14 protein-coding genes are annotated in these 17,899 nt (G+C 63.1%); 9 read left to right on the top strand and 5 right to left on the bottom strand.

Annotated features, from left to right (window positions below):
• The first annotated feature begins 9 nt into the window (after positions 1 to 9).
• From P3T21_RS20355 to P3T21_RS20340, 4 genes are all read left to right on the top strand, one after another.
• A complete protein-coding gene (locus P3T21_RS20355) occupies positions 10 to 843 on the top strand; it encodes a shikimate dehydrogenase family protein (protein ID WP_429257745.1) in 834 nt (277 codons plus the stop codon).
• 232 nt (positions 844 to 1,075) lie between these two features.
• The gene (locus P3T21_RS20350; RefSeq protein ID WP_429257744.1) at positions 1,076 to 2,512 is read left to right on the top strand and encodes a sensor histidine kinase; all 1,437 of its coding nucleotides are present in this window, start codon (positions 1,076 to 1,078) and stop codon (positions 2,510 to 2,512) included.
• Positions 2,509 to 3,222, top strand: coding sequence for a response regulator (locus tag P3T21_RS20345; protein WP_429257743.1), 714 nt, complete (start codon positions 2,509 to 2,511; stop codon positions 3,220 to 3,222). Before P3T21_RS20350 ends, P3T21_RS20345 begins: the two co-directional genes overlap by 4 nt.
• Positions 3,223 to 3,372: 150 nt before the next feature.
• Complete coding sequence (locus tag P3T21_RS20340; protein ID WP_429257742.1) at positions 3,373 to 3,705, top strand: DUF4148 domain-containing protein; 333 nt, start codon at positions 3,373 to 3,375, stop codon at positions 3,703 to 3,705.
• 131 nt (positions 3,706 to 3,836) lie between these two features.
• Here P3T21_RS20340 and P3T21_RS20335 read toward each other — a convergent pair whose 3' ends face one another.
• From P3T21_RS20335 to P3T21_RS20325, 3 genes are read right to left on the bottom strand one after another with little or no spacing between them, the layout of a single operon-like run.
• Positions 3,837 to 6,914: an efflux RND transporter permease subunit gene (locus P3T21_RS20335; protein WP_429257741.1), complete on the bottom strand. Its 3,078-nt coding sequence runs from the start codon at positions 6,912 to 6,914 to the stop codon at positions 3,837 to 3,839.
• Entirely contained in the window at positions 6,911 to 8,011 is a 1,101-nt protein-coding gene (locus tag P3T21_RS20330) for an efflux RND transporter periplasmic adaptor subunit (RefSeq protein WP_429257740.1), read from the bottom strand. Before P3T21_RS20330 ends, P3T21_RS20335 begins: the two co-directional genes overlap by 4 nt.
• Complete coding sequence (locus P3T21_RS20325; protein WP_429257739.1) at positions 8,001 to 9,440, bottom strand: TolC family protein; 1,440 nt, start codon at positions 9,438 to 9,440, stop codon at positions 8,001 to 8,003. Before P3T21_RS20325 ends, P3T21_RS20330 begins: the two co-directional genes overlap by 11 nt.
• A 217-nt stretch (positions 9,441 to 9,657) precedes the next feature.
• Here P3T21_RS20325 and P3T21_RS20320 point away from each other — a divergent pair, with 217 nt between their 5' ends.
• The 5 genes from P3T21_RS20320 (at position 9,658) to P3T21_RS20300 (ending at position 15,662) form a co-directional block, all read left to right on the top strand.
• Complete coding sequence (locus P3T21_RS20320; protein WP_429257738.1) at positions 9,658 to 10,320, top strand: response regulator; 663 nt, start codon at positions 9,658 to 9,660, stop codon at positions 10,318 to 10,320.
• Positions 10,317 to 11,657, top strand: coding sequence for an ATP-binding protein (locus P3T21_RS20315; protein ID WP_429257737.1), 1,341 nt, complete (start codon positions 10,317 to 10,319; stop codon positions 11,655 to 11,657). Before P3T21_RS20320 ends, P3T21_RS20315 begins: the two co-directional genes overlap by 4 nt.
• A 213-nt stretch (positions 11,658 to 11,870) precedes the next feature.
• Positions 11,871 to 13,292: a hopanoid biosynthesis associated radical SAM protein HpnJ gene (hpnJ, locus tag P3T21_RS20310; RefSeq protein WP_429257736.1), complete on the top strand. Its 1,422-nt coding sequence runs from the start codon at positions 11,871 to 11,873 to the stop codon at positions 13,290 to 13,292.
• Positions 13,293 to 13,384: 92 nt separating this feature from the next.
• On the top strand, positions 13,385 to 14,581 hold the full coding sequence (gene hpnI, locus P3T21_RS20305; RefSeq protein WP_429257797.1) for a bacteriohopanetetrol glucosamine biosynthesis glycosyltransferase HpnI: 1,197 nt from the start codon (positions 13,385 to 13,387) through the stop codon (positions 14,579 to 14,581).
• A 31-nt stretch (positions 14,582 to 14,612) separates the two neighbouring features.
• Positions 14,613 to 15,662, top strand: a complete 1,050-nt coding sequence (locus P3T21_RS20300) for a lysylphosphatidylglycerol synthase domain-containing protein (RefSeq protein WP_429257796.1) — start codon at positions 14,613 to 14,615, stop codon at positions 15,660 to 15,662.
• Here the strand turns inward: P3T21_RS20300 and P3T21_RS20295 are convergent.
• Complete coding sequence (locus tag P3T21_RS20295) at positions 15,644 to 17,047, bottom strand: ATP-binding protein (RefSeq protein ID WP_429257735.1); 1,404 nt, start codon at positions 17,045 to 17,047, stop codon at positions 15,644 to 15,646. The two genes, P3T21_RS20300 and P3T21_RS20295, sit on opposite strands and share 19 nt — an antisense overlap.
• Positions 17,044 to 17,703 (bottom strand): response regulator, encoded by a 660-nt coding sequence (locus P3T21_RS20290; RefSeq protein WP_429257734.1) that lies wholly within the window; start codon positions 17,701 to 17,703, stop codon positions 17,044 to 17,046. Before P3T21_RS20290 ends, P3T21_RS20295 begins: the two co-directional genes overlap by 4 nt.
• Positions 17,704 to 17,899 lie beyond the last annotated feature (196 nt).

Here is a 17,899-nt window from a genome sequence, read left to right as displayed (position 1 = left end):
AGTCCCGCAATGATCAGCGGAAAAACGACGCTTATTGCACACCTCGGCTTTCCGACCGAAGCGTTCAAGGCGCCCATGATCTACAACCCGTGGTTCGAGAAAAAAGGCATCGATGCCGTTGTGATGCCGATGGGCGTGATGCCCGATGACTATGTGTCATTTCTGCCGCTGCTGTTTCGAATGAGCAATATCCGCGGCGCTCTCGTCACGATGCCGCACAAGGTCACGACCGTCGCACTCGTCGACGATCTGACGCCGACGGCCAGCATCGCGGGCGCATGTAATGCGATTCTCAAACGCGAAGACGGCACGCTGCTTGGCGACCAGTTCGATGGTGCGGGCTTCGTGCGCGGCGTCGAGCGTAAGGGCCGTGTGTTGAAGGGTGCGCGTGTGCTGGTACTCGGTAGCGGCGGCGTGGGTTCGGCGATTGCAGCTTCGCTTGCGGGTGCGGGCGTTGCGGAGATGGCGCTGTTCGATACCGCTGAGGCGTCGGTGGAGGCGCTAGCAGGTCGTCTGCGCAAGCACTATCCGCAGCTCGTCGTGACTACCGGTTCAAAAGATCCGGCCGGCTTCGATGTGATCGTCAATGCGACACCGCTTGGCATGAAGGATGGCGATCCGCTTCCGTTCGACATCGACCGTATTGCGCCTGCGACGTTCGTCGGCGAGGTCGTGATGAAGTCGGAATACACGCCACTGCTGCGCGCGGCGAAAGACAAGGGTTGTCCGGTGCAGGTGGGCACCGACATGCTGTTTGAAATGATTCCGGCCTATCTGGAGTTCTTCGGATTCGGAACGGCGACGCCCGACGAGTTGCGCGCGGTTTCGCAGATCAGGCAGTAGGGATCAGGACAAACCCGTACTTTGGGCGAAAAGTGAAAGTCAGAAAGCATTGAGAAGGGTTTGCACGCCTAGAATTTCCGCGCAAGGCGCTCATGAGACGCCATCCCGTTCGCGGGACATAACAGACACCTCGCGGAGACATCACCATGAACCAGGTCATCGGCCGCGCCGGCTGTACTGACGGCGTTGCCGTTGCAGCGTCCGCTGCGCCTTCTCGTTCAGGCGCGCGCTAATGGTCAAAAAGGAGGAACGACGTACCGTGTTTCCGGGAAGCCTGCGTGGCCGCCTCTTGTGGTGGCTCCTGCTGCCCCTGGCGGCGTTCGTCTCGGTTTCCGGCCTGATTTCGTTTCGCGACGCGATGGCCACGGCCGACCTCGTCCAGGACAACGCACTCGCTTCGTCGATGCGGATTATCGGGGAAGACATCGACTGGGATAACGGCAACGTCGTCGTGCAGATTCCGCCGGCGGCGCTCGAGCTCTTTGAATCCCCCGAGCAGGACAGCGTGTTCTACCGCGTCGAGGCGAGCGGGCATCGTCTGCTCGCGGGCGGTGCCGAACTGCCGCTGCCGCACGGGTCTGTTGCCGCGCCCAGGCTTTATTCGACGCGCCTCGAGGACGGCCGTGTGGTGCGTGCCGCGGCCTATGTGCGTCAGCTGTACGACTCGGGACGCACCGAGGAAGTCATCGTCGTGGTCGCGAAGACGGAGGCCTCGCGCGATGCGATGGTGTGGCAGCTACTGCGTCCGCAGCTCTTCGGCGAGGTACTGACGCTGCTGCTCGCCATGGTTTTCGTCTATCTTGGCCTGACGTTCGAACTGCGGCCACTCATGAAGGTGAAGGACGACGTCGCCGATCGCAACCCGTCACAGCTGCAACCGCTGCGTGTGGCGCGGCTTCACGTCGAGTTGCGTCCGATCGTCGATGCCATCAATCAGTGCATTGCGCGCATGAGTCAGCAGACCGCGGCCCAGCGGCAGTTCATCTCCGACGCTGCGCATCAGTTGCGCACACCGCTTACGCTGCTCGATGCGCAGATCCAGTTTGCGCGACAACGTGAAAACCGCGACGCCAGACTGGCCGAAGCACTGACCGGCATGCACAAGAGCAGTCGCAGGATGACGACGCTGACCAACAAGCTGCTGCTGCTCGCGCAGGCGGAGTCGGCCGCGCCTTCCCATACGGAGGAATGCGTCGATCTGGTTGCATTGATCGCGAATGTGCTCGAAGAACTGATCGCGTTCGCACAGGCGCGCGAGATCGATCTGGGCGCGGAACTCGATGAAGGTCTGTATGTGACGGGCGACGAAGCGCTGACTGCCGCGCTCCTCACCAATCTGGTCGACAACGCGCTGCGTTATACGCAGACAGGCGGTCGCGTGACCGTGCAGGCGCATCGCTCGCACGACAGGGTGATCGTGCGCGTGATCGACAATGGACCCGGTATCAGGAACGAAGCGAAGGCTCGCGTGTTCGAGCGCTTCTATCGCGCGTCGAGCAACGCCGACGGCACGGGTCTCGGTCTGCCGATCGTGCGTGAGATTGCGCAGCGGCAGGGCGGCACCGTCACGCTCGAAACGGGAGAACACGGAATCGGTCTGGTCGCGACGGTGGAGATGCGTGTCTGGCAGGCTGCCGCCAGGCCAGCGACAACGAGGGAAGAAACATGAAACTGCTGCTTGTCGAAGATGACGCCGATCTCGCGCGCTGGGTCATCAATCTGATGCAGGTTGAGAATTTCGCACTGGACTGGGCCCAGGATGGCGAGCGCGCGGAAACGCTGCTCGGTCTGCAGCGCTACGACGCGGTACTGCTTGATCTGCGTCTGCCGGGCATCGGCGGCAAGGATGTGCTTGCGCGCCTGCGCCGCAAACGCGACAACGTGCCGGTGCTGATGCTGACCGCCAATGGCTCGACCGACGACAAGGTAGCGTGCTTCTCGGCAGGCGCCGATGACTACGTCGTCAAGCCATTCGATGCCCGCGAGCTGGTCGCGCGCATCAAGGCGCTGATCCGGCGGCAGGCAGCCGGTGACAAGGGACAGTCCCTCGATTGCGGCGATCTCCACTATCTCTTCGACACCCGCGAATTCGTGCTGCATGACGAGCCCTTGCCATTGCGTCGTCGCGAGCATGCGATTCTTGAGGCACTGATCCTGAAGCAGGGCAAGACGGTTTCGAAGGCGGTGCTGATGGATAGTGTCTTCAATCTCGACGACGAGCCGAGCGCCGATGCGATCGACATCTATATTCACCGTCTGCGCAAACATCTTGCGAACTCGAACGCAAAGATCATGACCTTGCGTGGCCTTGGATACATCCTTCGCGAAGAAGAACCGCGCGAAGCATTCGCAGGAGCCACTGTCGCGATGTCCAGTTAGTGTTTTCACCCGCGTTTCTTCCGGTCAACTGTTCGGTGCCGGGAGTTGCCATTCATCGCACCGTCTAAGGGTTTGTTAAGGATTCGCTCCTTATCCTGTCTACATGCATCGTCTGGATTCGCCGGACGATCGTGTTCAAGGAGAACCCGCATGAAAGGCCTTATCTCATCGCTTGTCGTTGCAGGTGCGCTGATTGTTCCTGCCGTGTCGTTCGCCCAAACCGGCAATAACGACCCCATCACCCGTGATTCTGTCCGCGCCCAGGTTGTGCAGGCGGAGCAGCAGGGCGTCCTGCATCAATCGAAGACGCACTATCCGCAGTACGACACACCCGCGCACGCTATGGCTTCCGGTGTCGCGTCGACGGGCAATGTCGCGAGCAATGTCGATTACGGCCCCGCGACTTATGGATCAACGCAATCGGGTCAACCGGCAACCTTGCCGCACTACGCTGTCAGCCATTCAATCTATTCGGGTCATTGAGTAATCCGCTTGATGCTGAAAAGGGGCGCCAGACTGGCGCCCCTTTTCAGTTTGCAGACACGGAATGCGTCGCCGATCCAGTCGCCGATCCAGTCGCGGACCCAGCGCGGGTCCGCTTGCGTTGTGCTGAATCAGGTGGTTTCCGACGGTTCGCTGCGCTCCGGGTTGCGTTGCTTCATCAGCAGTTGCAGCAGCACCGGCAGCAACAAAAGCACGAGCGGCAACTGCACGATGAGCCCGGAGATGATCGCGATGGCAAGCGGCTGCTGCATCGCGGAGCCCTGGCCCAGTGCGAATGCAAGCGGCAGGAGCGCAAGAATCGCCGCGATCGTCGTCATCGTGATAGGCCGCAGACGGTTGCGCCCAGCCTGAATCAGCGCCTTTTCGAACGGCACGCCTTCATCGCGCACCAGCGCCTGCAATTCCGACACGTAGAAGATCGCCACTTCGGTCACGATCCCGATGATCATCGTCATGCCCATCATCGCGGAGATGTTGAGTTCGATGCCCGTCACCCACAGGCCGACAAAGACTGCGCCCGTCGCAAGCAGCGGCATCGCCATGACAGCAATCGCCACGCGAAACCGTTCGTACAGGAACAGCAGCAGGCCGAACACAAGTGCGATCGCCGCGCCGAATACGATGAGCAGGCCCTTGAACGCAATCTGCTGCTGCTGATAGAGACCGCCGAGTTCGTAATACACGCCTGTGGGCAGCAGGTTCGGATCAGCGAGTGCTTTCTGCACATCGGCGATGGTGGAGCCGAGATCGCGACCGTCGATGCGCGCCGTCACCGCGACCATCCGCTTCAGGTTGTCGCGGCTGATTTCCGGCTGGCCGGTCACGGCCACGCGGTCGGCCACGCGTTTGAGCGCGAACAGATGGCCGTCGGGCGCGCGGATCTGCAACTGGCCGAGCTGCGTGTCGGTGAGCGTGAGCGCGCCGGCAACCCGCACGCGCACGCCGACCGTCTTCGGCCCGCTCTGGAACTGCGTCGCAACGGTGCCTTCGACCATGTCCGACACAGCCTGCGCGATCGACTGCGGATCCATGCCTTCCGCAGCCGCGGCATCGGGGCGGATATGCAGTTCGAGCGCGTCGCCGGCCGGGTTGATGCCGTCGTTCACGTCGACGACGCCCTGGATCTTGCCGATGCTCGCCGCCACTTTCTTCGCAGTAGTGTCGAGCGTCTCCTGATCGTCGGAATAGATCTTGATCTGCACCGGCTGCGGCACAGCAGTCAGGTCGCCGATCAGATCTTCCATCAGCTGCGCGAGTTCGATGTTGACACCCGGTACCTGCGTCTCGATCTTCGAGCGGACCTCTTCCATCACGGTTTCGATCGGCTCCCGGTTGGCCGATTTGAGGCGCACGAAAAAGTCGCCGCGATTCGGTTCCTGCAGATCGCCGCCAAGACCCGTCCCCGTGCGACGCGAGTACGTCGCGATGTTCGGATTCGCACGAATGATCGTCTCGACCTGCCGCATCAGACGATCGGTCTCGGTAATCGATGTACCGGGTTCGGTGTGATAGTCGAGCACGAAACCGCCTTCGTCCATCGTCGGCATGAAGCCGCTGCCGACGCGCGTAAAAGCGAACGCAGCGACCACAACGAGCGGCACCAGTCCGACCAGCACCAGCAGCGGCCGCGAAGTGACGTGCTCGATCAGCCAGGCATAACGACGGTTCATCCACAGTGCGAAGCGCGTCTCGCGATGTTCTTCCGCGTCTTTGGGCTTCAGCCAGCGGTCGCACAGAATCGGCACGGCGAGCCACGTAACGAGGAACGAGATGAAGAGCGCGCTTGCCATCGTGACCGACAGCGCCTTGAAAAACGCACCCGTGACACCCGACAGAAAGGCGAGCGGCACGAAGATGATCAGCGTGGCCGCCGACGATCCCGCCAGCGGTCGCGTGAATTCGAGCGCCGCCGACATCACGCGGCCATGAAACTTGTGTGCGCCAGCTTCACGCATGCGTCTGACGATGTGCTCGATCATCACGATCGCATCGTCGATCACGAGGCCGACGGCGGCGGCCATCCCGCCGAGCGTCATGATGTTGAAGCCCATGTCGAACACGTCGAGCAGCAGGATCGTCGCTGCCATCACGACAGGCACCAGCGCGACGGCAATCGCGGTGATTTTCCAGTTGCGCAGGAACACGAACAGCGTGAAGGCCGCGAGCACGACGCCGATCATGATCGCGTCGCGCACGCTGGTTGCCGACGCGATCACGAGTTCGCTCTGGTCGTACCAGTTCGAGAGGTGAACGCCTGGCGGCATCTGATGCTGGAAGGCCGCGAGTCTCGCGCGGATCGCCCTGGCCATCGCAACGCTGTTCGCGCCGGGCTGCTGGAAAATGTTGATGAGGACAGCGTCCTGTCCGTCAGCGGTGACGCGCATCCATTGCGGCACCACGCCCTGGCGTACGTTCGCGATATCACCCAGGCGAACCTGTGACGTACCGTTCGCCGATACGACGACGTTCTTCAATTCGTCGATATGCGTGACCGTGGTATTGGCAATCACCAGGTACAGCTTGTCATGGTCTTCGATGCGACCGGTTGCCATCAGTACGTTGCTCGCGCCGATCGCCTTCGATACATCAGAAAGCGAAAGCTTCCAGGCCGCGAGCCGCGCCGGGTCGATCGCAACTTCGAACTCGTCCTGCGCACCGCCGGTGATATCGACACGCGCCACGCCTTCAACGGACGACAGCAACGGACGCATCTGGAACTGCGCGAGATCGTGCAGTGCCGAGAGCGACTGCTGGTTCGAAGTCAGGCTGTAGGCGAGCACCGGAAAGACGGTCGGGTCCATCCGGCGCACCTGCATCGACGTGCCCTGCGGCAACGTGGCAAGGATCTCGCTGATCGCGGACTGCGCCTGCAACGTGGCTTGCGCCATGTCCGTGCCCCAGTCGAAATTGATCGAGATCTCGGCCGAGCCGCGGCTCGTCTTCGATTCAACATCACGCACATTCGGCACGCGGCGCAATGCTTCTTCGACGGGCATCGTGACGAGTGTCGTCATCTGTTCGGCGGGACGATCGCCGGCGTCGAGCGAAACAACCGCGCGCGGGAACGCCACATTCGGGAACAGCGAGATCGGCAGACGGAACGCGGTCAACGCGCCCGCGATTGCCAGCAACGCGATCACGAACAGCAGCGAACGTCGGTGCCGTTGCATCCATTGGCCGAAATTCATCGTGCGGCGCCCCCAGCGGCCTTGCCACCCGTCTGCACGGCCATGCCGTCTTTCAGCTCATAGTTGCCGGATACGACGAGGGGAAGCGTGCCGTCGATCATGCCGTCGACGCCATAGCGGCGGTCGTCTTCCACTCGGGTGACGACGTTCACCCGGTGCGCCTTCCTGGCGGACGTGATCTGGAACACATATTCGCCATTTTCGTCTTTCAGCACGGCGTTGCGCGGCACGATCCAGTGCGTGCCCGTGCTGGTCGCAATGTCGGCGCTCACGCGTGTGCCGGGAATGAAGGCGGTCTGTCCGAGCGGCACATTGGCACCGATATTCACAAGCTGGCTTTGTGTATCGACCGATGCGCCGACCATCACAACGCGTCCCGGCACCGCGGATTTCGCGAGCGCGGTGGAAAGGCCATGCAGCGTGACGACATCGCCTGTGTGGATTGAGGCGGCGTCCGAAGGCTCCACGCTGAGCGTGACGTTCGCGCGCGCATCCTTGCCGCTGCCGCCCGCGGCCAGCTGCAGGATCGCCGCGCCGGCCTGCACCTGGTCGCCCTGTGCGACCGACACCTGCAAGACGACACCGTCGACCGGCGAAGTCAGCGTGCGTGCGCCCGAAGCGATGCCCATCTGATCCTGTGCGGCGAGCGCCTGCTGCGCATCCTGTGCGGCCTTTTTTGCGGTGGCCAGTTGCGACTGCGTAGCGAGCCCCTTGTCGTACAGCGACTGCGTGCGCGCGACTTCGCCCTGCGCGAGCGTCAACGTGCTCCTTGCCTGCGTGGCGGCAAGCACCGCTGCCGGATCGGCCTGCACGAGCGCGAGCGGCGTGCCCCGCGTGACGCTCTGACCGGCCTGCACACGCATCTGCGTGATGCGGGCGACGTAAGGCAGATTGATGGTGGTCACATTCGACGCCGATGCAGCGACGACGCCATACGCGCGTACCGGTTGCGCAATCGTGTCGCGGCGCACCTGAACGGTCTGCACGCTGACGACGGGTTCTTCGTCAGCGCGCGCCACGATCTGCCAGAAGACGGACATGACGGCGACGCAGACCGCAGCGCGCCGGGCCTGCATCGAAAGGCGGTTAGTTCGCATGGTTTTCGGTGAAAGTCTGATCGGAAGAGAAAGCATCGGGAATCGCGCTGCCGAGGAGCGCCTGCAGCCCGATCCGCTGTTCAGCGAGCGATTCGCGCAGCGTCGCGACGTCGACGCGCTTGCTCAGCGCCGCGTTTTGCGCGTCGGCGTATGCGCCGAGCGTGAGGTTGTGGTCCGCGTACGCCTGCCGCGCGTGCCGGGCGGCGAGCTCGACATCGGGCAGTGCCGCTTCGGTCTGCTGGAGCTGACGCGTGAGGATCGCGCTGTCCGCGCGCATGTGCGCGACGTCCGAGTACGCCTGGTTCAGACGGTCCTGATATTCGTCGCGCAGACGCTGACGGGTCGCCTTTTCGATGGCGACGTTGCCCTGGTTGCGGTTGAAAATGGGCAGGCTCATGTTGATCTGGAAGCCGCTCGTGTAGATGTTCGACGTATCGCGTGCCCGCACGAAGCCGACCGACAGGCTCGGGAACTGGGACAGGATCGCGGCGCGATATTTCTGCTCCTGTGCTTCGTAGCCCGCCTTTAGCGCGAGCAGGTCAGGACGGCGCTTCGGCAGCGTCGCAAGGGCGGCATCGATGGTTGCGTCGTCAACGGGTGCGCTTTCGTTGTCGTCGGTCAATTGCAACTGCACGTCGGGCGCGAGACCGAGCAGGGCGTTCAGATCGTGATGCGTCTGTTCGGCGGCGCGTTCGGCGTCGGTGTACTGCTTGCGCGCGTCGTTGTATGACGTGAGTGCGGCGGTGAGGGTGTCTTCGGCCAGATTGCCATCGCGCTGTGCCTCGGCCATGCGCTCGTAACGCGTACGCGACAGTTCCCGCTGCTGCTGGAGGAGCGGCAACGTCTCGTCCTGAAAGCGTGCCTTCAGGAACAGCTGCTTTGCCTGCGCGACGATCTGCCATTCCTGCCAGAGCAGACCGAGATCGGTTTTCACATACGTCGCATCGGCGGATGCCTTGTTCGCGCCGCGCGTCACGATCGCCATGACGTCGATGCTCAAGCCATAATTGAAGGCCCGGGTCAGGCCTTCGGCGCCGGGATAGTCGCTGGCAATGCTCAGTTGCGGATCGGGCAGCAGCCCCGCGGAAAACGCCTGCGCGCGGGCGATGCCAAGATCGTCGCGGGTCAGTTTCAGGTCGGGATTGTTCACAACCGCGAGCATCGCGACTTCCTCGATATCGAGCCCGTCGGACGGATCGAAGCGGTGAGCCGCCAGTTCGGGTAGCGGCATGGTCGCAGGGTCGACCTGAATGCGCTCCAGCGTGGCGGCGGAGGTCGAGGTCTCGCGCGGCGACAGCGGTTCGCGGTGATACCACGTGCAACCCGCGAGCAGCGCGGCGCAGACGGGCACGACGGCGCGCAATGCCGCGCCGGACCGGAAGCGGAACGGAGCGGCTGAAGGCGCATCAGGCAGGGCGGGGCCACGCACGCTTCTCGACGGCTGCGGCCTCGATCCCGACCTTGCTGCGTGAAAGATAGACAAGTCCTGCTCCTGGCAAAAAGAAGCGGACGCGCCAGTGCTCAGGCGATGGCGCGTCCGGATAAGGGGCGATTTTCGCGATCGGCAGCTTAAGTAACGCTTAAGCGAGCGTTAAGCTTCGGGCAGTGACAATGCAGATATACATAGAAGACAGAGGAGTCACCGGATGCGTCTGCTACTGGTTGAAGACGACGAGATGATCGCAGAAACCGTGCTGGAATCGATGCGCCGCGTCGGCTACGCGATCGACTGGGCGGAAGACGGGCGCGCCGCGGATCTGTCGCTTGGCAACGGCGTCTACGATCTTGTGTTGCTCGATCTGGGTCTGCCGAAAAAAGACGGTATCGCCGTGCTGAACACCTATCGCAAGGCAGGCGGCGCTGCACCCGTCATCATCCTGACCGCGCGTGATGCGGTGGAGGACCGCATCCGCGGCCTCGACGCGGGCGCCGACGACTACCTGATCAAGCCGTTCGATCTCGACGAACTCGCGGCGCGCGTGCGCGCGCTGCTGCGCCGGCGTACCGGCCAGAAGCAGCCGGTCTACGCGCACGGCGAACTCACACTCGATCCGGCCGCGCACGAAACCACGAAGAACGGCGAGCTGGTGCCGCTCGTGCCGCGTGAATTTGCTTTGCTGCAGGCGCTGATCGAAGAACCGTCACGCGTATTCACGAAAGCGGAACTCGAAGAAAAAATGTATGGATGGGGAGAAGAAGTGGGCAGCAACACCATTGAAGTCCATGTGCACAGCCTGCGCCGCAAGATCGGCGCCGAGCAGATCGTGACGGTCCGGGGCGTCGGCTACCGGCTGAAGAGGGCTGAATGACGTCCATCCGGCGGTGGCTGCTGGGCTGGCTCATCTTCGGTCTCGCGGCGGCGTCGCTCGTGGCGGGATACGGCATCTTTCACACCGCGCGCGAGGAAGCGAGCGAACTGTTCGACTACGAACTGCGCGCCGTCGCGCTCTCGTTGCCGGCCAATCTGGAAAGTACTGAAAGCGTGCAGCGCACGCGCCCCGATTTCGAAGGGATTTCCGAGGATCGCATCGTCATCGCGATCTGGGACAAGGACGGCGCCCTCGTCTATCAATCGTTGAGCGCGCCGGACCTGACGCGTTTTCCCGCCGGCATCCGCACGATCGAGCGCGGCGAACATCACTGGCGCGTGTTCGGGCTGCAAGAGGCCGGGCGTTTCATTCAGGTCGCACAACCGGTTTCCGTCCGCGAAGAACTCGCGCTGCGGCTTGCGCTGCGCACGCTGTGGCCGCTCTGGTTGTTGATTCCCGTGACGATCGCGCTGGTGCTGTTCGTCGTCGCGCGCGGGCTGGCGCCGATTGGCGGGCTGTCGCGCGCGTTGTCCACGCGCTCGATCGATTCGCTTGAACCGGTGCGGCTGGATGGCCATGGCCGTGTGCCCGTCGAAATCCAGCCGCTCGTCGAGGCGCTGAACGATCTGCTACATCGACTGAACGTGGCGTCGCAGGCGCAACGCACGTTCGTCGCGGATGCCGCTCATGAACTGCGTTCGCCGCTTGCCGCGCTGAAGCTGCAATTGCAGGCCGCCGTGCGCGATGGCTCGCTGGTGGCGCATGGTCAGACGATGGAGCGCATCGAAGGGCGCCTCAATCGTCTGATTCATCTGGTGCAGCAACTGCTGACGCTTGCGCGCGAGGATGCGCAGCCGGCAACTTCGATGGCGCCCGTCAGTCTGCGACGGGTGGGCGAGCAGTCGGTTGGCGATTTCTCGCTGCTGGCCGAAGCGAAGGGTATCGATCTCGGTCTGGAGCTGTCCGCGTCCCGCGCGCCGGGCGACGCCTATACGGTCCTCGCGGAGCAGCATGCACTCGGCGTGCTGCTGGACAATCTGGTCGACAACGCGATCCGCTATACGCCGCCGGGTGGCAAGATCGACGTGATTCTGAAGCGGGATGGGGGCAGGGTGGGCTTCGACGTGGTGGACAGCGGTCCCGGCATTCCCGAGGACGAACTCGCCCGCGTGCTCGACCGATTCTATCGTGTCGCCGATGCTGAGGGGCAGGGCAGCGGGCTCGGTCTTGCGATCGCGTCGCGCATCGCAGAGCGGCATCGCGCGGTGCTCACGATTCGCAACAACGCGGATGCACCAGGACTGTCTGTCTCTGTGACCGGATTGCAGCCACGCTGACTGATCGCACGTGCAGCAATTCCTGGTCTTAAGATTTCCTTCAGGTATCGCCGGTAGTATTTCCCTCGCACATACCCTAACAGACGGCCACGGACGATGCGCGAAGCGCACATCGTAAGGTTGCCGTCAGATCAATGAAAGCACGGACTGCACGCGCCCAGTCCCTCGGACTGCCGGGTGCGGGCATTGTCACGCTCGCTTGCCGGAGTATTCATGAAGACGTTGTTCTTGCAGGCGCCGTCGTATGACGGTTTCGACGGTGGTGCAGGCTCGCGCTATCAAGCCAAACGCGAAATCCGCTCGTTCTGGTATCCGACGTGGCTTGCACAGCCCGCGGCGCTGGTTCCGGATAGCCGCGTGCTCGACGCACCTGCAGACGGGCTGTCGGTCGACGCCACGCTCGATATTGCGCAGCACTATGACCTCGTCATCATTCACACAAGCACACCCTCGTTTCCCACCGATGCGCTGTTCGCGGAAGATCTGAAAAAGCGCAAGCCATCGGTGCTGGTCGGCATGGTCGGCGCGAAGGTCGCGGTCGATCCGCACAACTCGCTGACGGCTACCGAAGCCATCGACTTCGTGTGCCGCGAGGAATTCGATTTCACCTGCCAGGAAGTCGCCGAAGGCAAGCCGTTTTCGCAGATTCTCGGGCTGAGCTATCGCGCCCCCGACGGCTCGATCGAACACAACGCCGCGCGCCCGATTCTCGAGAACATGGACGAACTGCCGTTCGTCGCGCCGGTATATCAACGCGATCTGAAGATCGACAACTACTTCATCGGTTATCTGAAGCATCCGTACGTGTCGATCTACACGGGGCGCGGCTGCCGCTCGAAATGCACGTTCTGCCTGTGGCCGCAGACGGTGGGCGGTCACCGTTACCGCACGCGTTCCACCGAGAACGTGCTGGAAGAAGTGAAGTGGATTCGCGACAACATGCCTGAAGTCAAGGAGATCATGTTCGACGACGACACGTTCACCGACTTCAAGCCGCGCGTCGAGGAAATCGCACGTGGGCTCGGCAAGCTCGGCGTGACGTGGTCGTGCAACGCGAAGGCCAACGTGCCGTACTCGACGTTGAAGATCATGAAGGAAAACGGCCTGCGTCTGCTGCTGGTGGGCTATGAATCGGGCGACGACCAGATCCTGCTGAACATCAAGAAGGGCCTGCGCACGGACATCGCGCGCCGCTTCAGCGAGGATTGCCGCAAGCTTGGCATCAAGATTCACGGCACCTTCATTCTCGGCCTGCCTGGCGAGACGAAAGAGACGATCGAAAAGACGATCGAGTACGCGAAGGAAATCAATCCGCACACGATCCAGGTGTCGCTTGCCGCGCCTTATCCGGGCACGACGCTGTATAACCAGGCGGTCGAGAACGGCTGGCTCGAAGAGAACAAGGTGATCAACCTCGTCAGCAAGGAAGGCGTGCAGCTGGCCGCGATCGGCTATCCGCACCTGTCACGCGACGAGATCTATCACCACCTGGAAACGTTCTACAAGCGCTTCTATTTCCGTCCCTCGAAGATCTGGGAAATCGTCCGCGAAATGCTGATGAGCTGGGAGATGATGAAGCGCCGGTTGCGCGAAGGCGTCGAGTTCTTCCGTTTCCTGCACGCGCACGAAGCGTGAGCGAAGTGCGTCCCGCCCGTGTCCGCGTCCGTCGCATAGATGGACCGGACTTCAGGCGGCTCGCATCGCGGCTGTGCTGTGTAGCCGGCGTGATGGGCATCAGCGCACTGATTACCTTCGATGGTCCTGCGCGCACGGCGCATCTGCTCTTCGCCACGCTGACCCTTGCGTGCAGCGCGTGTGCGCTGCTCGGCGTCGGCTATACGCTGCTCGCCGCGACGTTGATCGGGCGGTTCTTCGGACGATCGAGCGCGCAGCCGGACAGCTTTCCACCGGTGACGATCGTCAAGCCGCTGCACGGCAATGAGTGGGCGTTGCACGGCAATCTGTCGAGCTTCTGTCAGCAGGACTATCCTGGCGTCGTGCAATTCCTGTTCGGTGTGCACGATTCGGCGGATCCGGCATTGAAGGTGCTGGACGATCTGCGTCGCGCACATCCTGACGCGGATATCACGGTGATCGCCGATACGCGTCTGCACGGCCCGAACCGCAAGATGAGCAACATCCTCAACATGCTGCCGCATGCACGACACGACGTGCTCGTGTTTGCCGACAGCGATGTCGGCGTCGAGCCGACGTATCTGCGCAATGTGATCGGCGAATTGCAGAAGCCGGGCGTCGGCCTGGTGACCTGCGCCTATCGCGGCGCGCCCGATCCGGGCTTCTGGCCGCGGCTCTCGGCCAAAGCCACCAATTACCAGTTTCTTCCGGGTGTCGTGACGGGTCTCGCGCTCGGTCTCGCGCGGCCGTGTTTCGGGCAGACCATCGCGATGCGCCGTGACACGCTGGAGAAAATCGGCGGCTTTGCGCCGTTCGTCCATCATCTGGCAGAAGATCACGCCATTGGCGAGGCAGTGCGCATGACGGGCGAAAAGGTCGTGATTCCGCCGTTCACGGTTTCGCATGCCTGTGTCGAAACCAGCGCGGCCAAGCTGATCGCGCACGAACTGCGCTGGAGCCGCACGATACGCCGCGTCGATCCCGTCGGCCATTTCGGCTCCGTGCTGATGCATCCGGTCGCGTTCTCGATGCTGGGCGTCGTGCTGTCAGGTGGCGCACGCTGGGCATGGGCTTTCGTGGCGGCGGCGCTGTGTGCGCGCATGGCGCTCAAGTGTCTGTCGGACCGCGCGTTGAAACAGGCGCCGCGTGGCCTGTGGCTGCTGCCGGCGTGGGACGTCGTGGCGTTCGCGATCTTTGTGGCAAGCTTCTTTTCGTCCCGCGTAATCTGGCGTGGTTTCAGTTTTAATGTGGACGGCGACGGACTGCTGTCGCCGGTTCAGGATGAGTGACAATAATTCTTCTGTTGTAAAACGTGCGGCGCTGACGAAGCATCTGGGTCGGCTCACGGCGCTCGCCGGTCTCGTGATCTCGCTGGTGCTGGTCTACCAGGAGCATCCGGGCGCGGTATTCGGACTCATGCGCGACGCCGGCGTCGGCCTCGTGCTGGCAGGGCTCGCGCATGTGTTGCCCATGCTCGCCAATGCACGCGACCAGCAGACGCTGATCCGCGGCGCGAGGCGTCCGCGGTTCGCCAACATGGTGCGTCTCGTGTGGATACGCGAATCGGTGAACAGCATGCTGCCCGTTGCGCGTGTCGGCGGCGAGATCGTCTCGTTCCGGATGATGCGTCGCTGGGGCGTGAAACCGTCGACGGCAGTGGCGAGTCTGATTGTCGATATGCAGCTCACGGTCATCAGCCAGCTGATGTTCACGATGGTCGGCATCGGTTTTCTGTTCGCGCACGCGCAGTCGGGCACGTTGCGGCTTGCAAGCGATCTTGCGTGGGGCGTCGTGGTGCTCGCGCCGCTGCTGGTGCTGTTCGCGATGGTGCAGCACGCGAGCCCGTTTGAACGCGCCACGCGCATGCTCAACCGGGTGACGAGCGGCAAGCTCGCCGCGTTGACGGGGCAGTCGGCGCAGATCGACCAGGCAATCAAACTGGTCTGGCGCAGACGTGCAACCGTGCTGCGTTATCTGTTCTTCTGGCAACCGCTGCAGTGCATCGCGACTTCGCTGGAAATCTGGCTCGCGCTGTATTTTCTGCACGCGCCCGTGAGCTTCGCCGAGGCGGTCGTGATCGAATCGTTGATCCAGGCCGTGAGCAGCGCGGCCTTCTTCGTACCGGGCGGACTCGGCGTGCAGGAGGGCGGGTTCATCCTGATCGGCGGCGCGCTGGGTCTCGACCCGGCCACGTGCCTTGCGCTGGCCGGCGCGCGGCGGCTTCGCGACCTGCTGATTTTCGTGCCGGGCCTCATCGCGTGGCAGTTCGCTGAATCCGCGCGCGACGGTGCGGGCGGCGGACGCGGCGCCATGTTCTGGCTGCCCGCATCACGCCGCAACGAACGGAACCGTCAGGCCGCCGGCTCGTAAGCGGGAAAAGCAATCTCGGTCGCGAGGCCGCGATTGCCGATCCCCGCGCCGAACGTGAGGCGCGCGTCGAAGTGCTCGACGATCCGTGCGACGATCGACAACCCGAGACCGCTGCCACTCGCCTCGTTCCCCGTAGCGCGGAAAAAGCGGTTCGTGAGGTTCGCAAGATCGGCGTGCGCAACGCCCGGACCATCGTCGCGGACGGTCAGCAAGACGTGTCGGGCGTCGCGGCGCACGACCACTTCGATGGCGCCGCCGGACCGGCCGTATTTAATCGAGTTATCGATCAGGTTGTCGAGCAGGATACCGATCAGCACAGGCTCGGCGGTGATCTCCGCGTGCAGGTCGCCGGTCAGCGCGACGGTCATGTTCTTTTGCAGCGCGTTCTGTTCATTGGCGAGCACTGCATCGCGCGCGACAACGCCGGCTTCCAGCGGCGACGTCGACACCTTTTCGCGTTCGTCGAGCCGGGCCAGCAGAAGCAACTGCTGTGCGAGCCGCGCGCTGCGATCGACGCCCTGTACGACGCGCTCCATCGCGAGCCGTTGCAATACCGGATCGGATTCACCCAGCGCGACCTGCGCCTGCACCTTGATCGCCGCGAGCGGCGTTTTAAGTTCATGCGCGGCGTCGGCGGTGAATGCGCGCTCGCGCTCGATCGAATTCTGAAGGCGCGACAGCACGTGATTGATCGCGTCGACAAGCGGACGCACTTCAGTCGGCGCGCCGCCCATATCGATAGGTTCGAGTTTATGGATATCGCGCGCGCGGATTGCCTTCGACAGCGTCTTGAGCGGCGCGAGGCTGAGGCCGATGCTGAACCAGACGAAGAGCGCAAGCACTGGCAGCGCGATCACGATCGGCCCTCCGATACGCCGCGCGACACCGCTCACGAGATCGCTGCGCGTGTTCGCCGGTTCGAACACGCGCACGCTGTGGCCGGGCGCGGTGCCGCGCAGCGTGAACGTGTGCCACGACCTGCCGCCGAGGACCATCGTGCGTGCACCACTGGTGGCGGGCAGAGGCAGATCGGCGGCATGCAGCGCGACGAGTTGCGGGCTGGCGGCCAGCACGCGGTTGTCGGCATCGCGCACCTGGAAGAGCGCATCACGCGGCAGCGAATCGTCGTCATCGTCCTGGCTGGCGCCGGGGTCGCCGCCTTTTTCTTCCTCGCGCACATCGATATGCGCGTTGGCGAGCGTGACCAGATTCTTTTGATCGAGCAGCGCAAGAATCTGCGCCAGTTCGGCAAGGCGCGCGCTCTCCCAGTCACCGACTTCGCCGGAGGCCTGTTGATAGCTCGACACGAGCGCGAGGCTCCAGACGAGCGCGATGCTGGCAAGAACGAGCAGCATCAGGCGACGACGGATCGAACCCAGAATCATGGTTTCTCCACGACGTAGCCGATACCGCGCACGGTTGTGATCAGCGTCGCGCCGAGTTTTTTTCGCAGGTTGGAAATGTGCACTTCGATCGCATTGCTCTCGACTTCCTCCTGCCAGCCGTACAGGCTTTCTTCGAGTCGCGAGCGCGATTGCGGCACGCCTGGATTCGTCACCAGCTGATGCAGGATTGCCCATTCGCGGGAAGTGAGCGGCACACGGTTTCCATCGACTGCGGCGGTTCGCGCGACGGGGTCCACGGTCAGAACACCGTGGCGGATCAATTCGACGCTGCGGCCCTGCGCGCGTCGCAGCAATGCGCGGCAGCGAGCGATCAGTTCGGTGAGATCGAAGGGCTTGCCGAGATAGTCGTCGGCGCCTGCGTCGAGACCGTCCACGCGGTCCGCGACCGTGCCTTTCGCGGTCAGTACGAGCACCGGTACATCCTTTCCGGCGCTGCGCAGCCGCCTCAGCACTTCAGTACCGGAAATTCTCGGCAGGCCAAGATCGAGGATAACGAGCGAGTAGTCGGTGGTGGAGAGGGCGAGGTCGGCCTTGTGGCCGTCCCGCGCCCAGTCCACGGTGAAGCCAGCCTGACGCATGCCTGCTTCGACACCGCAGCCGATCAGGTCGTCGTCTTCAACAAGGAGAACACGCATGGGAAAAATATCCGTTTCAGAGAGGCTATGACGTTGCAGTGGGCGCCCGGTCGTTTCTGCGGCCTGCGAATTGCAACTTGCAGGCAGTTTAACGGCGACAGCTTCGCCGAAGGCATATTACGCCGCCTTGCGCTGGTTTTCCCCGGATGCCGCATCAGGTTTCCTTCAGGTCGGAACGTTACCATCGCTGGCGGTT

It is taken from the genome of Paraburkholderia sp. GAS334, from assembly GCF_050436625.1.
Classification (GTDB): Bacteria; Pseudomonadota; Gammaproteobacteria; order Burkholderiales; family Burkholderiaceae; genus Paraburkholderia.
This window is presented reverse-complemented; position numbering and strand designations above follow the sequence as displayed.

What these genes read in the sequence shown, in the direction of transcription:
- hpnJ (WP_429257736.1), top strand. Translation starts at nt 11,871, where the DNA reads ATGAAGACGTTGTTCTTGCAGGCGCCGTCGTATGACGGTTTCGACGGT.
- P3T21_RS20345 (WP_429257743.1), top strand. Translation starts at nt 2,509, where the DNA reads ATGAAACTGCTGCTTGTCGAAGATGACGCCGATCTCGCGCGCTGGGTC.
- P3T21_RS20290 (WP_429257734.1), bottom strand. Translation starts at nt 17,703, where the DNA reads ATGCGTGTTCTCCTTGTTGAAGACGACGACCTGATCGGCTGCGGTGTC.
- hpnI (WP_429257797.1), top strand. Translation starts at nt 13,385, where the DNA reads ATGGGCATCAGCGCACTGATTACCTTCGATGGTCCTGCGCGCACGGCG.
- P3T21_RS20340 (WP_429257742.1), top strand. Translation starts at nt 3,373, where the DNA reads ATGAAAGGCCTTATCTCATCGCTTGTCGTTGCAGGTGCGCTGATTGTT.
- P3T21_RS20315 (WP_429257737.1), top strand. Translation starts at nt 10,317, where the DNA reads ATGACGTCCATCCGGCGGTGGCTGCTGGGCTGGCTCATCTTCGGTCTC.
- P3T21_RS20335 (WP_429257741.1), bottom strand. Translation starts at nt 6,914, where the DNA reads ATGAATTTCGGCCAATGGATGCAACGGCACCGACGTTCGCTGCTGTTC.
- P3T21_RS20320 (WP_429257738.1), top strand. Translation starts at nt 9,658, where the DNA reads ATGCGTCTGCTACTGGTTGAAGACGACGAGATGATCGCAGAAACCGTG.
- P3T21_RS20295 (WP_429257735.1), bottom strand. Translation starts at nt 17,047, where the DNA reads ATGATTCTGGGTTCGATCCGTCGTCGCCTGATGCTGCTCGTTCTTGCC.
- P3T21_RS20355 (WP_429257745.1), top strand. Translation starts at nt 10, where the DNA reads ATGATCAGCGGAAAAACGACGCTTATTGCACACCTCGGCTTTCCGACC.
- P3T21_RS20330 (WP_429257740.1), bottom strand. Translation starts at nt 8,011, where the DNA reads ATGCGAACTAACCGCCTTTCGATGCAGGCCCGGCGCGCTGCGGTCTGC.
- P3T21_RS20350 (WP_429257744.1), top strand. Translation starts at nt 1,076, where the DNA reads ATGGTCAAAAAGGAGGAACGACGTACCGTGTTTCCGGGAAGCCTGCGT.